The 13,154-nt window shown below is 74.7% G+C and carries 12 protein-coding genes; 5 read left to right on the top strand and 7 right to left on the bottom strand.

Annotated elements, in window-relative coordinates:
- Positions 1-39: 39 nt before the first annotated feature.
- Positions 40-678: a TetR/AcrR family transcriptional regulator gene (locus ACFY23_RS01805; protein WP_350683953.1), complete on the bottom strand. Its 639-nt coding sequence runs from the start codon at positions 676-678 to the stop codon at positions 40-42.
- 68 nt (positions 679-746) lie between these two features.
- On the opposite strand from ACFY23_RS01805, the gene ACFY23_RS01800 reads away from it, so the two are divergent.
- The 3 genes from ACFY23_RS01800 (at position 747) to ACFY23_RS01790 (ending at position 3,915) form a co-directional block, all read left to right on the top strand.
- Positions 747-1,199, top strand: a complete 453-nt coding sequence (locus ACFY23_RS01800; RefSeq protein WP_350683955.1) for an SCP2 sterol-binding domain-containing protein — start codon at positions 747-749, stop codon at positions 1,197-1,199.
- Position 1,200: 1 nt separating this feature from the next.
- Positions 1,201-2,415 carry an acyl-CoA dehydrogenase family protein gene (locus tag ACFY23_RS01795; protein ID WP_350683957.1) on the top strand — a complete coding sequence of 405 codons (1,215 nt, stop codon included), beginning with the start codon at positions 1,201-1,203 and terminating at the stop codon, positions 2,413-2,415.
- A gap of 174 nt (positions 2,416-2,589) precedes the next feature.
- Positions 2,590-3,915, top strand: coding sequence for an MFS transporter (locus ACFY23_RS01790; RefSeq protein ID WP_350683959.1), 1,326 nt, complete (start codon positions 2,590-2,592; stop codon positions 3,913-3,915).
- Here ACFY23_RS01790 and ACFY23_RS01785 read toward each other — a convergent pair.
- From ACFY23_RS01785 to ACFY23_RS01765, 5 genes are all read right to left on the bottom strand, one after another.
- On the bottom strand, positions 3,906-4,751 hold the full coding sequence (locus ACFY23_RS01785) for a hypothetical protein (protein WP_350683961.1): 846 nt from the start codon (positions 4,749-4,751) through the stop codon (positions 3,906-3,908). The genes ACFY23_RS01790 and ACFY23_RS01785 overlap by 10 nt on opposite strands.
- Positions 4,744-5,262, bottom strand: a complete 519-nt coding sequence (locus ACFY23_RS01780) for a SigE family RNA polymerase sigma factor (protein ID WP_350683963.1) — start codon at positions 5,260-5,262, stop codon at positions 4,744-4,746. Before ACFY23_RS01780 ends, ACFY23_RS01785 begins: the two co-directional genes overlap by 8 nt.
- Positions 5,263-5,321: 59 nt before the next feature.
- Entirely contained in the window at positions 5,322-6,569 is a 1,248-nt protein-coding gene (gene purD, locus ACFY23_RS01775; RefSeq protein ID WP_350683965.1) for a phosphoribosylamine--glycine ligase, read from the bottom strand.
- An 89-nt stretch (positions 6,570-6,658) separates the two neighbouring features.
- A complete protein-coding gene (locus ACFY23_RS01770; protein WP_350683967.1) occupies positions 6,659-7,594 on the bottom strand; it encodes a hypothetical protein in 936 nt (311 codons plus the stop codon).
- 198 nt (positions 7,595-7,792) lie between these two features.
- Positions 7,793-9,082, bottom strand: coding sequence for an adenylosuccinate synthase (locus ACFY23_RS01765; RefSeq protein ID WP_350683969.1), 1,290 nt, complete (start codon positions 9,080-9,082; stop codon positions 7,793-7,795).
- 123 nt (positions 9,083-9,205) lie between these two features.
- Between ACFY23_RS01765 and ACFY23_RS01760 the strand changes: the two genes are divergently transcribed.
- Together ACFY23_RS01760 and ACFY23_RS01755 are read left to right on the top strand one after the other, a co-directional pair.
- The gene (locus ACFY23_RS01760; protein WP_350818928.1) at positions 9,206-10,222 is read left to right on the top strand and encodes a hypothetical protein; all 1,017 of its coding nucleotides are present in this window, start codon (positions 9,206-9,208) and stop codon (positions 10,220-10,222) included.
- Between the two features lie 76 nt (positions 10,223-10,298).
- The gene (locus ACFY23_RS01755) at positions 10,299-12,614 is read left to right on the top strand and encodes a chromosome partitioning protein (protein ID WP_387035630.1); all 2,316 of its coding nucleotides are present in this window, start codon (positions 10,299-10,301) and stop codon (positions 12,612-12,614) included.
- 58 nt (positions 12,615-12,672) lie between these two features.
- Here the strand turns inward: ACFY23_RS01755 and ACFY23_RS01750 are convergent, their stop codons facing one another.
- Positions 12,673-13,101, bottom strand: a complete 429-nt coding sequence (locus ACFY23_RS01750) for a DUF3151 domain-containing protein (RefSeq protein WP_350685505.1) — start codon at positions 13,099-13,101, stop codon at positions 12,673-12,675.
- Between the last annotated feature and the right edge of the window lie 53 nt (positions 13,102-13,154).

Genomic DNA, 13,154 nt, shown 5'->3' with positions numbered 1-13,154 from the left:
GCGGAGGCGGCGGGCCGGTCGGTCTCCCGGGACGGGAGGTCAGCCGGTGGGCGGCCGCCAGGTGGCGCCGCGCAGGAGTTGGCCGGCGCCGAGCCACGCGACGTTCATCATCCGGGTGGCGGTCTTCTCCGGGTCCGCGTCCGGGTGGTCGGCGAGCCAGTCGGCCAGCGACTCGGTCGCCCCCACCAGGGCGTACGCGACGACCTCCAGGTCGGTCTCGCCCACCTCGCGCCCCTCGGCGCGCAGCGCGTGGTCGAGCATCCCGGCGACCACCTCGACCAGCCGGGCACGCATGCCCGCCAGCTCGCCGGCGAAGGGCTGCTCGCCCCGGGCCTGCCGGTAGAGCACCGCCCAGCCGTCCCGGTGCGCCCCGACGAAGCCGAAGAACGCCCGCAGCCCGCGCCAGAGCCGCTCGTCGGCCGACAGCTCGGGGGCGGCCGCACCGGCGATGGCCTGCATCATCCGGGCGCCCTCCCGGTGCAGGCAGGCGACGAAGAGCTCCTCCTTGGTGCCGAGGTACGCGTAGACCATCGGCTTGGAGATGCCGGCGTCCTCGGCGATCTCGTCCATGCTGGCCGCGTGGAACCCCCTGCGGGAGAACACTTTCACGGCCGCGTCGAGCATCTGCTGCTCGCGTACGGCACGGGGGAGGCGCTTGAAGGCGGGCGGCGTGGACACCTTGCGAGCATACCTACTCGTGCGTAGGGTTACGCACGAGTAGCCAACCCCCGGAAGGTGCAGACCCCATGACTGACTTCGACCCGGCCAACTTCGCGAACGTCGGCCCGAAGGAGTTCGCCCAGCTGGTCAAGTCCACCCCGGACGACAAGATCGCCGAGGTCATGTCCGGCGGCCTGCGCGGCAAGATCCTGGGCGAGGTGTTCGGCCGGATGCCGCAGCTCTTCCGCGCCGACCGGGCGGGCTCGACCAACGCGGTCATCCACTGGAACATCACCGGCCGCCCCGACGGTGGCACCGACACCTACGAGGTCGTCATCGCCGACGGCGCGTGCACGGTCAACGAGACCGCGCAGCACGACCCGAAGCTGAGCCTCACCATGGGCCCGGTCGAGTTCCTGAAGATCGTCTCCGGTAGCGCCAACCCCGTCATGATGTTCATGACCGGCAAGCTCAAGGCCAAGGGCGACCTGGGCCTGGCCGCCAACATCGCCAACCTGTTCGACATCCCCAAGGCATGACATGGTCGAGTTCTCGCTCGACCTGAACGAGGAACAGCGGGATCTGCGCGACTGGGTGCACGGCTTCGCCGCCGAGGTCGTGCGCCCGGCCGCGGCCGAGTGGGACGCCCGGGAGGAGACCCCCTGGCCGGTCATCCAGGAGGCGGCGAAGGTCGGGCTGTACGGCTTCGAGTTCCTCGCCACCTGCTGGGCCGACCCCACCGGCCTCTCTCTCCCGATCGCCAGCGAGGAACTCTTCTGGGGTGACGCCGGCATCGGGCTGGGCATCTTCGGCACCTCCCTCGCCGTGGCCGCCATCTACGGCGCCGGCACCCCCGACCAGATGGTCGAGTGGGTGCCGCAGTGCTTCGGCACCGTCGACGAGCCGGCCGTCGCCGCGTTCTGCACCACCGAGCCCGAGGCCGGCTCCGACGTCGGCGCGATGCGCACCCGGGCCGCCTACGACGAGGCCACCGACGAGTGGGTGCTCAGCGGGCAGAAGGCGTACGCCACCAACGGCGGGATCGCCGGAGTGCACGTGGTCACCGCCTCGGTCGAGCCGGAGCTGGGCTCGCGCGGGCAGGCGGCGTTCGTCGTACCGCCGGGCACCGCCGGGCTGACCGCGACCCGCAAGCTGCGCAAGCTGGGCCTGCGCGCGTCGCACACCGCCGACGTCTTCCTCGACGACGTACGCGTGCCGGGGCGCTGCCTGCTCGGTGGCCGCGACGCGCTGCGCGAACGGCTCGACCGGGCCCGCTCCGGCAAGCGCGCCTCGGGCCAGGCGGCCATGCGCACCTTCGAGCTGTCCCGCCCCACGGTCGGCGCGCAGGCGCTGGGCGTGGCCCGGGCCGCCTACGAGTACGCCCTGGACTACGCGAAGGACCGGGTCCAGTTCGGCCGGCCCATCATCGAGAACCAGGCGGTCGCGTTCGCGCTGGCCGACATGAAGACGGAGATCGACGCCGCCCGGCTGCTGGTCTGGCGGGCCTCCTGGATGGGCCGCAACAACCGGCCCTTCACCGCGGGCGAGGGCTCGATGGCCAAGCTGAAGGCCGGCGAGGTGGCCGTCTCCGTCACCGAGAAGGCCGTGCAACTGCTCGGCGGGGCCGGGTTCCTGCGGGACCACCCGGTCGAGCGCTGGTACCGGGACGCCAAGATCTACACCATCTTCGAGGGCACCTCGGAGATCCAGCGCCTGGTCATCTCCCGGGCCATCTCGGGCGTCCAGATCCGCTGACCCGGGTCGCCCCTCGTCAAGTCCCGCCGCGCGACACCACCGGCAAGGCGGTCACCCGCGAGCTGGGCCGCTCCTACGGTTGAGCAGGCCGTTGCCCGACGCTGCGCCGCCGCCCGCTTCCGCCCGGCCGTTCCGGTTCGCACCGTCGCCACCGGCCTCTAGGCTGGCAGCACCATGATCGGGTCCGGACCCCGCCGCCGTACGCCGCTGCTGCTGGTCGAGGCGGCGACGCTGCTCTCCGGCATCGGCAACGGGGTGGCGACCGTGGCCCTGCCCTGGCTGGTGCTGGAACGCACCGGCAGCGCCACCGCGGCCGGCCTGGTCGCGGCGGCCACCGCGCTGCCGCTGCTGCTGTCCAGCCTCGTCTCCGGCACGGTCGTGGACCTGCTCGGCCGGCGGCGTACCGCTCTGGTCTCCGACGCGCTCTCCGCCGCCTCGGTCGCCGCGATCCCGGTGGTGGACGCCCTGCTCGGGCTGAACGTCGGCTGGATCGTGGTGCTGGCCGCGCTCGGGGCCGTCTTCGACCCGGCCGGGCTGACCGCCCGGGAGACGCTGCTGCCGGCCGCCGCGCAGGCCGCCGGGTGGCGGATCGAACGGGCCAACGGGGTGCACGAGGCGGTCTGGGGCCTCGCCTTCCTGATCGGGCCCGGGGTCGGCGGCGTGCTCATCGCCGCGATCGGTCCGGGCTCGACGCTCTGGGTCACCGCCGCCGGTTTCGCGCTGGCCGTCGCGCTGGTCGCCGCCGTCCGGCTGCCCGGGGCCGGCCGGCCGGAACGCCCCCCGGCCGGCCTGTGGCGCGGCACCGCCGAGGGGCTGCGGTTCGTCTGGCGGGACCGGCTGCTGCGGACCATCGCGCTGATCACGATGGTGCTGGTCGCGCTCTACCTGCCCGTCGAGGGCGTGCTGCTGCCGGCGTGGTTCGTCGCCCAGGGCGAGCCGGCCCGGCTCGGCGCGATCCTGATGGCGATGAGCGCCGGGGCGGTGGTCGGGGCGCTCGCCTCCGGCACGGCGGGCCGGCGGATCCGCCGGCGCACGATGATGGTGATCGCCCTCGTCGTCACCGGGGCGGCCCTCGTCGGGCTGGCCGCGTTGCCGCCGTACCCGGCCATGCTCGGCTTCGCCGCCGTCATCGGGCTCGCGTACGGGCCGGTCAACCCGCTGGCCAACTACGCCATGCAGACCCGCACCCCGGAGCGGCTACGCGGCCGGGTGGTCGGGGTGATGACCTCCTTCACGTACGCCGCCGGCCCGGCGGGCTACCTGCTCGCCGGGCCGTTGGTGGAGTGGCTCGGGCTGCGCCCGGCCTTCCTCCTGCTCGCCGGGGCGCTGCTGGTGGCGGCGCTGGTCGCCGCGCCCCTGCCGGTGCTGCGGGCGCTGGACGACCCGCCCCGCCACGCACCCGCCCCGCCCGGCGGCACGTCGGGCCGGGTCGAGGGGCCCCTCCCGCTCGGCGAGCAGTGGGCGCCCTCGGCGCACCGGGACCCACCGGATCAGGGATAGAGCGTCAGGCCGGGCGTGGTGGCGATCTCGGTCAACTGCGCCACGGTGAGCACCGGCGGCGGCCCGAACTCCGGCGTCGGGGTCCCGCCGGACTCCTCGAGGGCGACGCGGAAGTTGTCGGTCGTCACGGTCACGGAGGTGCCGTCCGTCCGCTCCACCAGCACCCAGCGCCGCTCCGCACCCTCGTCGCCGGGGGTGGAGACGCTGGTGGCGAGGGTGCTGCCGTCCGGCAGGCGGGAGCTCGTGCAGGCAGCGGGATGTGAAGCAGCTGCGCAACCCCGGGGCGCGTCGGCGGCCGTCGGCATCAGCATCACGGTCAGGTTGTCGACCTGCCCGCCCCGAACCAGCCGGACGTAGGCGTAGTAGTTCCAGTGGCTCTTCTCGTAGACGAACTGGACCCGGTCGCAGCCCGGGATCGTGCCGTCGACCCTCAGCCCCGCCGGAACGACCGCCGCCAACGCGGGACGCAGGGCCTGGGTCAGCCGGGCCACGCCGGCGTCGGGACGCTCGGTCGACCGTTCCCGCACCGTGTCGTACGACTGCTGCGGAGCCGGCGGACCGCTGGTCGACGGCTCGGCGATCGGGCAGAGCGACGCGTCGGTGGAGCCCGCCGCGGCTGGCGGCAGGATAAACCCGTCCGGGGCGGTGGCCGGGCCGGCGAGCAGCGCCGGTGCCACCGCGACCGCGGCGACCACGGCGGCGGTCCCGGTGCCCGCCATCGCCCAGGCGAGGCGACGGCGGCGCTGCCGGTCGTCGGCGATCAGCCGGTCCACCTCGATCCGGGTCGGCGGCGGCGCGGCCACCGCCGCGCGCATCTGCTGGGAGAGTTCATCCATCGGTGCGTGCCTCCTCGGCTCGGGCCGGCACGCCGACGAGGCGGCCCCGCAGCGCCTCGATCGCGCGCGCCGACTGGCTCTTGACGGTGCCGGTGGTGCAGCCGAGTTCCCGGGCGGTCTCCTCGACGGACAGGTCGCAGAAGTAGCGCAGCACCAGGACCGCGCGGCGGCGCGGCGGCAACTCGGCCAGCAGGGCGAGGATGGTCAGCCGGTCCGCCGCACTGTCGGTCGCCGAACGTGCCGGCGCGTCGGGGATCTCCGACCAGGCGGCCTCACGCCGCCACGGCCGGCGTCGCTCGTCCAGCCAGACCCGCAGCAGGGTCCGCCGGACGTACGCGTCGGGGCTGTCCATCGCGGACACCCGCCGCCAGTGCCGCAGCAGCTTGACCAGCGCCGTCGACACCAGGTCGTCGGCCGTGTGCCAGTCGCCGCAGAGCAGGTACGCGGTACGCCGCAGCGGCTCCAGCCGCGCCGTCACGTACTCGCGGTAGCTCTCGATGTCGGCAGGCAATCCCGCCACCTCCTCGCCTCACCGCTCAAACGGAGGCGACGGCGGCGGGGGTTGCCTGGTCAGCCCGGAATCGTGATCCGGCCCTCGACGGCGGCGGAGGCGATGTCGGTGCGGTGGTGCGAGCCGGCCAGCTCCACCCCGGCCACCAGCGCGTACGCGGCGTCCCGGGCAGCGGCCAGGTCGGCGCCCGTGGCGGTGGCGCAGAGCACCCGGCCGCCGGAGGAGAGCAGCGCCCCGTCGGCACCCCGCCGGGTGCCGGCGTGGATGACGCCCGGGCCCTCGGCACCGGTGATCACGTCGCCGGTGCGCGGGGCGGCCGGATAGCCCTCGGCGGCCACCACGACCGTGACGGCGGCCCCGTCGTGCCAGCGCAGCGGCGGGTGCCCGGCCAGCGTGCCGGTGGCGGCGGCGTGCAGCAGCCCGGCGAGCGGGGTCTCCAGCAGCGCGAGCACCACCTGCGTTTCCGGGTCGCCGAAGCGGGCGTTGAACTCGATCACCCGGGGGCCGTCGGCGGTGATCGCCAGCCCGACGTAGAGCAGGCCCGCGAACGGGGTGCCCCGCCGGGCCATCTCGGCCAGGGTCGGGTGGACGACGTCGCGCATGACCTCGTCGACCAGGCCGGGCGGCGCCCAGGGCAGCGGCGCGTACGCCCCCATGCCACCGGTGTTCGGGCCGGTGTCGCCGTCGCCGACCCGCTTGAAGTCCTGCGCCGGCAGCAGCGGCACCGCCGCCTCGCCGTCGGTGACCACGAAGAGGGAGACCTCCGGGCCGGCCAGGTATTCCTCCACGACGACCCGGCCGCACTCCTCGGCGTGCCGGAGCGCGGCGGCGCGGTCGTCGGTCACGACGACACCCTTGCCGGCGGCGAGCCCGTCGTTCTTCACCACGTACGGCGCGCCGAACTCGTCCAGCGCCCTCGCCGTGCTCTCCGCATCCGTGCAGGTGTACGCGCGGGCGGTCGGCACGCCGGCGGCGGTCATCACGTCCTTGGCGAACGTCTTCGAGCCCTCCAGCCTGGCGGCCTCGGCGGACGGCCCGAACGCGGGGATCCCCTTGGCGCGTACGGCGTCGGCGACCCCGGCGACCAGCGGCGCCTCCGGCCCGATCACCACCAGGTCGACCCCGGTCTCCACCGCCAGCGCGGCGACGGCCGCCGGATCGCAGGGATCCACCGCCCGCAGCTCCGCCAGCGACGCGATGCCGGGATTCCCGGGCGCCGCGATCAGCTGCTCGACGGACGGATCACCGGCGAGGCCCAGCGCGAGCGCATGCTCCCGCCCCCCACCACCAAGAAGAAGAACCCGCACAACCCGCATCCTACTGACCCCCCTCCCTCACCCCGTTGATCATGAGGTTGTTGTCACGACACGCCGACGTCGACGGCAACACCCCATGATCAACGGCGTTGGGCGGCGGCGATGGCCTGGCGGACGGTCCAGGGGATGTAGGCGGGGTCGAGCGTGTCGGCCCAGGTGAAACGGAGGACGGTCCAGCCGGCATTGACCAGGCGGTTCTGCCGGCGGCGGTCGGCGTAGACGGCCTCCGGGGTGCCGTGCGGGCCCCGCCCGTCGGCTTCAGCGATCACCCTCGGGCCCCGCCAGCCGAGATCACCGATCCCGAGCAGGTACCCGTCGTCGTCACGCACCATGAGCTGGAGGGCGTCCGGGGGCACCTGGCCGTCGACGCAGCGCAGCCTCGTTCGGGTCTCCAGCGGGGACTGCGCCCGCCCGTCCGCTTCCGCCAGGTGGGAACGTGCCGCCACCGCGCCGCGTCGACGCCTGACCAGGCGCGGCACGGTAAGCAGGTCCTCGTCGGTGATGAGCCCACGGTTCAGTGCGGAGTCCAGCACGCACACCGCGGCGTAGCGGTCCTCCCGGAGGACCAGGTCGGCGACGGTTCGGAGCGGCGAGGTGGCGGCGATGCCGTCGACTCGTACAAGTTGACCGGGCGCGACCGTCAACTGGTGCACCACCACGTCGGGATGGGCCAGCCGGGCGGGCCTCGCGACCGGGCCGGGCATCGACAGGTGGATCGCCCCTGTCACCCGTGGCCCCGCGATGCCGTGCAATTCCGCGGCCGTTGTCAGGACCGCGGCGGCACGCGCACCGAAGGATGCAACAGCCGCCCTGATCCGCGCCCGCCGCGGAATGCCGTCGTAGCGGTCGGCGTCGACGAGATAGCCGCCACGGATCACCGCGCGCCAGCGACCGGACCGACAGAAGCGGTGCACTTCGTGCACGGTGAGCCCGGCCGCACGCGCCTGCGCCAGCGTCACGACGCCGTCGCGAGCACCGGCCATCAATCGCACGACCGCCAGCGGATCCGTCTCCACACCGACCGACTGTCCCGCCCGCCGACGACCGACGAAACCCCCTGTGGATAACCCGGACCCCTCCTGTGGACAACCCCTCGCCGAGGGTCGTTGATCATGAAGTTATTGCTCCGACACGCCGGCACCGAAGGCAACAACTTCATGATCAACGGGGTGGCTCCCCGGGAGGGGTGGGTGGGGGTGGGGGTGGGTGGGGGGTTAGGGGAGGAGGGGGTGGCGGAGGACGTTTTCCTCGCGGCCGGGGCCCACGCCCACCACGCTGACGCGGGTGCCGCAGAGTTCCTCGATGCGGGCGATGTAGCGGCGGGCGTTCTCCGGGAGCTCGTCCTCGGTGCGGGCCTTGGTGATGTCCTCCCACCAGCCGTCGAGCTCCTCGTAGATCGGAGTCGCGTGGTGGAAGTCGGTCTGGGTCATCGGCATGTCGTCGTAGCGCTTGCCGTTGATCTCGTAACCGACGCAGATCGGCACCTTGGGCAGGCCGGTCAGCACGTCCAGCTTGGTGACCACCAGGTCGGTGACCCCGTTGAGGCGGCAGGCGTACCGGGCGACGACGGCGTCGAACCAGCCGCAGCGGCGCTCCCGGCCGGTGGTGGTGCCGTACTCGTGGCCGATCTTGCGCAGGTGCTGGCCGTTGTCGTCGAACAACTCGGTCGGGAACGGCCCGGAGCCGACCCGCGTCGTGTACGCCTTGCTGACCGCGATCACCTTGCTGATCGCCGTCGGCGGGATGCCGGCACCCACGCAGGCCCCGCCGGCCGTCGGGTTCGACGAGGTCACGAAGGGGTACGTGCCGTGGTCCATGTCGAGCATGGTGGCCTGGGCGCCCTCCAGCAGGACCGTCTCGCCGCGGTCCAGCGCGTCCCAGAGCATGACCCGGGTCTCGGCGATGTACGGCTTCAGCCGCTCCGCGTACTCCAGGTACTCCTCGATCGTCGCGTCGACGTCGATCGCCTTGCGGTTGTAGACCTTGAACAGGAGCTGGTTCTTCTCGCGCAGCGCCAGCTCCAGCTTCTTGCGCAGGATGCCCGGATCGAGCAGGTCCTGCAGCCGGATGCCCATCCGGGCGACCTTGTCCCCGTACGCCGGGCCGATGCCCCGGCCGGTGGTGCCGATCCGGGAGCTGCCGAGGTAGCGCTCGACCACCCGGTCCAGCGCCCGGTGGTGCGGCATGATCAGGTGCGCGTCGCCGGAGATCCGCAGGCGGCTGACGTCCACGCCCCGCTCGGCGAGCCCGTCGATCTCGGCGAGCAGCACCTTCGGGTCGACCACCACGCCGTTGCCGATGACGATCATCGCGCTCGGTGAGAGGGCACCCGACGGCATCAGGTGCAGCGCGTACTTCTGGCCGTCCGGGGTGATCACCGTGTGGCCGGCGTTGTTGCCGCCGGAGTAGCGCACGACGTAGTCGACCCGCTCACCCAGCAGGTCGGTAACCTTGCCCTTGCCCTCGTCGCCCCACTGGGCGCCGAGGAGCACGATCGCTGGCATCTTCTCGCCTCCAGAAGGCTCGGGTGCCAGGTGGCGACCGGTCAGCGAGCCCGGGGTGTCAGGCTAACAAGTAGTGGCGGCGCGGCCGGCAGGGGTCGCGTCGAGAGGCAGGAGGCCGTTTCCGTGTACGACGTGGTGCTGCTCACCCTCGGCTCGGAGCGCGACGCTGCCGGCGGGGCCTGCGGCAGCGGCGGTGCCTGCTGCGGCGGCGCCACGGGGCACGAGGCCGACGCCGACTCGACGGCGGACAAGGCCGGGGAGCGCTGCGACACCCCCCGGGTGCCGGTGCTGGCCTGCGCGGACGCGCTCACCGCCCGGGGTGCCCGGGTGGAGACGGTCACCGCCCGCTCCGACGCCGAGATCGACGAGGTGCTGGCCCGGTTCGACGGGCCGCCCCGCCCGGACGGCCTCACCTGGCCGGACCCGGACTCCAAGACCCGCCTGGTGGTCGCCACGGCCAGCGACGCGCAGCTGCGCGCCGTCGTGCGCCGGCTCGTCCGGCGGTACGCCCCACCGCCCAGCCGCCGCCCCGACGACCTACCCGGCAACCGGACGGTGCCGGACCTGCCGCCGATCGGCGTACTCCCGCTCGATCCGGCGCGGAGCACGACGCACCGTGACCTGGCGGCGCAGCTCGGGCTGCCCCGCGACCCGGTGGCGGTGGCCGCCGCGGTGCTGGACGGCACGGCCCGCCGGCTCGATCTGCTGCGCAACGACGGCGGCTCGGTGACCCTGGACGGCGCGCTGATCGGCGCCGCCGACGACAGCGGCCGGCCGCTGCACTGGCGGGGGCGGGTGGAGGTGGACGACGCCGTCCTTTCCGACGGCGACGACCCGCTGCTGGCCTGCGCGATCGGCAACGCCGGCGGGTACGCCCGGCTCGACGACGTGACGCTGCTCGGCAACCCCGACCCGACGGACGGGCGGGTCGAGGTGGCGGTGGCCGTGCCCGTGGTCACCCGCTCGGCGCTGGGCAGGAAGCGGATGCGGCTGGAGGTACGCCGCGCCCGTGGACGGGCCGTGGCCGTGCTGCCCCGCGAGGGCAAGGTCCCGTACCTCGACGACGGGGCCCAGGGCGAGCTGAGCCGGAAGCGGTCCTGGTGGACCGAGCCGGGCGCCTGGGCGGTCTGGACAAGCTGACCTTGGCGTCCCGCGACGGCCGACCGCGGCTGGCCACTGGGCCTATCCTCGGCAGAAGGAATGGGGAGGAACCGTAGTGGACGAGAACGCCGACCGGGTCCACGTGCCCGGGCAGCCGCCGGTGCCGGAGCGGGACATCGAACCACTCTGGCCGCCCGACCAGATCGACGGCGCCGACGCCCCGCCGTGGGCGTCGGCCAGCTCACCGGCGTCGCCCGTCCCGCCGCCGGGCCGGCCGGCCGCCCCGCCCTCGCCCGCCGACTACCCGTCCCTGACCGGCGACCCGGCGACGACCGCGCCGCCGGCCGCGACGACCGGTTGGGCACCCCCGCCGGCCAGGGCCTCCGGCCGGGCGCCCGCCCCCTCGGGCCAGGGCTGGGCCCCGCCCACGCCCTTCACACGGCCCACCGCCCCGCCCAGCGACCCGGCCGCCCCGCCCGGTACCGGCGCAGCCGCCCCGCCCGGCACGGGCACGAGCGCCCCGGGCATCGCCGGAACCGGGCCGGCCGTCGGGGCGGGTGGACAGGCGGCCGAGGGCACCGGGGCCGGTGTGCCCGCTCCCCGGTCTCCCGAGCCCGCCCCCGCCCGGGTCGACCTCGACATGCCCTTCAGCCTGGACCAGCCGACCGCACCCTTCCCGGTGACGCGCCCGCCCGCGATTCCGCAACCCTCAGCCACGGGCCAGGCCGCCGCCAGCGAGCGGTCGCCGGAGGTCGCCGCTGACTCGGGAGCAACCGGTGCCGGCCCGGCGAAGAGCGGGGTTCCGGTCGCCGGCAGCGCCGGGAGCGGAGGCGACGCACCGACGAGCGGAGCGGCGGCGAGCAGCGGCGCACCGACGAGCAGCGCGGCGAGCAGCGGCGCGGCGCGCGGGTCGGCCGAGTCCCCGTGGGCGCAGCCGCCGCAGCGACCCGCACCGGCCGCCGTCGAGCCCGCACCGGCGGCCGGCGCCGACAGGCCGGCACCCGTGACGAACCCCCATGCCGCCCAGCCGACGCCCACGTCGTACCGCGGCGCCGCCCAGCCGGCGTCCATGACGTACCGCGGCGCCGCCGAAGCGGCGCCCACGAGCGGGGGCGCGACCGGTCACGGTGCGGCGGGGCAGGGCGCGACCGGGCACGGTGCGGCCGGGCACAGCGTGCCCCAGCCGGTCAGCCCTGGACATGGCGGGTCGGCCGGGCCGGCGTGGGGCCTCGAGCCCGGTGCGGGGGCACCTCAGGCCACACCGTCCGGCCCCTACCCGCCGCAGACGACCGTCCCGCACCCACCGCAGACGACCGTCCCGCCGCAGCACGCCGCCCCGGCGCCGCCCGGCCCGTACCCGCCCCAGGCCGGCTGGTATCCGCCGGCCTGGCCCCAGGGCACGCCGGGGGCCGCTGGCCCGGCGCCGCAGCAGGCGTACCGGCCGGCCGAGGGGATGACCGCGGTGCCGCCGACCCAGCCCGACCCGAGCTGGAACCCGGCGACCGCCGTGCCGCCGACCGCCGAGGACTTCGCCCGCCGCCGTCAGGTCCGGCCCGCCGACCCGGTGGCCACCATGGGCGTACGAGCGGTGGCGAACCTGGTGGGGCTGCGGCTCCCGCCGGGGCGGCACGAGCAGGAGCTGCGCCGGGACATCGAGATCGTGCGCCGCAACTTCGGCGGGCTGCGTCAGGTGACCGTCGTGAACCCCAAGGGCGGCGCCGGCAAGACGGTCGCGATCCTGCTGCTGGCGATGACGTTCGGTCAGAAGCGCGGCGGCTACGTGCTGGCGTGGGACAACAACGAGACCCAGGGCACCCTGGGGATGCGCGCCCAGCAGGACTTCCACTCGCGTACGGTGCGGGACATGCTGCGCGACCTGGGCCAGTTCCAGGGCGCGCACGGGCGGGTGGGCGACCTGTCGCAGTACGTCCGGTCGCAGGGCGAGGGGATGTTCGACGTCCTCGCCTCGGACGAGTCGGCGACCGGGGGCGAGATGCTCACCGCCGCCGCGTTCGCCGAGATCCGCGAGGTGGTGAGCCGGTTCTACAAGCTGATCTTCGTGGACACCGGCAACAACGTGCGCGCCCAGAACTGGCAGGCCGCGATGGACGCCACCGACCAGCTCGTGGTCACCATGTCGGCCCGGAACGACTCGGCGGAGACGGCCGCCCGGATGCTGGACCACCTGGAGCAGAGCGGCCGGCAGCGGCTGGTCCGGCAGGCGGTCACCGTGGTCTCCATGCCGCCCTCGCGCAAGGAGATCGACCTGCCCGCGATCCAGGAGCACTTCGCGGCCCGCACCCGGGCGGTGCTGCTCGCGCCGTACGAGCGGCTCATCGACACCGGCGAGCCGATCCGGTACGCGGCCCTCTCCTCGGCCACGCGGGACGCCTGGCTGAAGATCGCCGCCTCCGTGGCCGAGGGGTTGTAGGGGCCGGGACAGCCCGACGGCCGACCCGCAGCGTGTCGGGCCGGCCGTCGGGACGGCGTCAGTTGCTGGCCAGCGCGTCCGCCGCGGCCGGGTCGCAGTCCCGGAGGAACTGGGCGCAGCGGGCCGCCTCGTCGGCCTCGCCGATCGCGTCGGCGGCGCGGGACAGCACGTAGAGGCAGCGCAGGAAGCCCTGGTTCGGCTCGTGCGACCACGGCACCGGGCCGTGCCCCTTCCAGCCGTTGCGGCGCAACTGGTCCAGCCCGCGGTGGTAGCCGGTGCGCGCATAGGCGTACGCCGGGATGACCTGACCCGCGGCGAGGGCCCGGGCCGCCAGCGCGCCCCAGCCGGCGCTGTAGGTCGGGAAGCGTGCCGCCACCTCGGCGTACGCCTCGTCGCTGCCGGCCTGCTCGGCGGCGGCCAGGGCGGCGTCGGCCTCGTCGTGCGCGGGGAGGAGAGTGGCCGGTGGTTCCGGCAACAGGTTCTGCATCGTCCCATTCAACCCGCTTCGCCCGTGGGCGCGCGAGGGGGTTGGCCGAGCCG

This window comes from Micromonospora sp. NPDC000121 (assembly GCF_042899165.1).
In the GTDB taxonomy this organism is placed as follows: domain Bacteria; phylum Actinomycetota; class Actinomycetes; order Mycobacteriales; family Micromonosporaceae; genus Micromonospora.
This window is presented reverse-complemented; position numbering and strand designations above follow the sequence as displayed.

Coding starts and splice junctions, on each gene's coding strand:
- ACFY23_RS01800 (WP_350683955.1), top strand. CDS start 747: ATGACTGACTTCGACCCGGCCAACTTCGCGAACGTCGGCCCGAAGGAG.
- ACFY23_RS01795 (WP_350683957.1), top strand. CDS start 1,201: ATGGTCGAGTTCTCGCTCGACCTGAACGAGGAACAGCGGGATCTGCGC.
- ACFY23_RS01790 (WP_350683959.1), top strand. CDS start 2,590: ATGATCGGGTCCGGACCCCGCCGCCGTACGCCGCTGCTGCTGGTCGAG.
- ACFY23_RS01785 (WP_350683961.1), bottom strand. CDS start 4,751: ATGGATGAACTCTCCCAGCAGATGCGCGCGGCGGTGGCCGCGCCGCCG.
- ACFY23_RS01765 (WP_350683969.1), bottom strand. CDS start 9,082: ATGCCAGCGATCGTGCTCCTCGGCGCCCAGTGGGGCGACGAGGGCAAG.
- ACFY23_RS01750 (WP_350685505.1), bottom strand. CDS start 13,101: ATGCAGAACCTGTTGCCGGAACCACCGGCCACTCTCCTCCCCGCGCAC.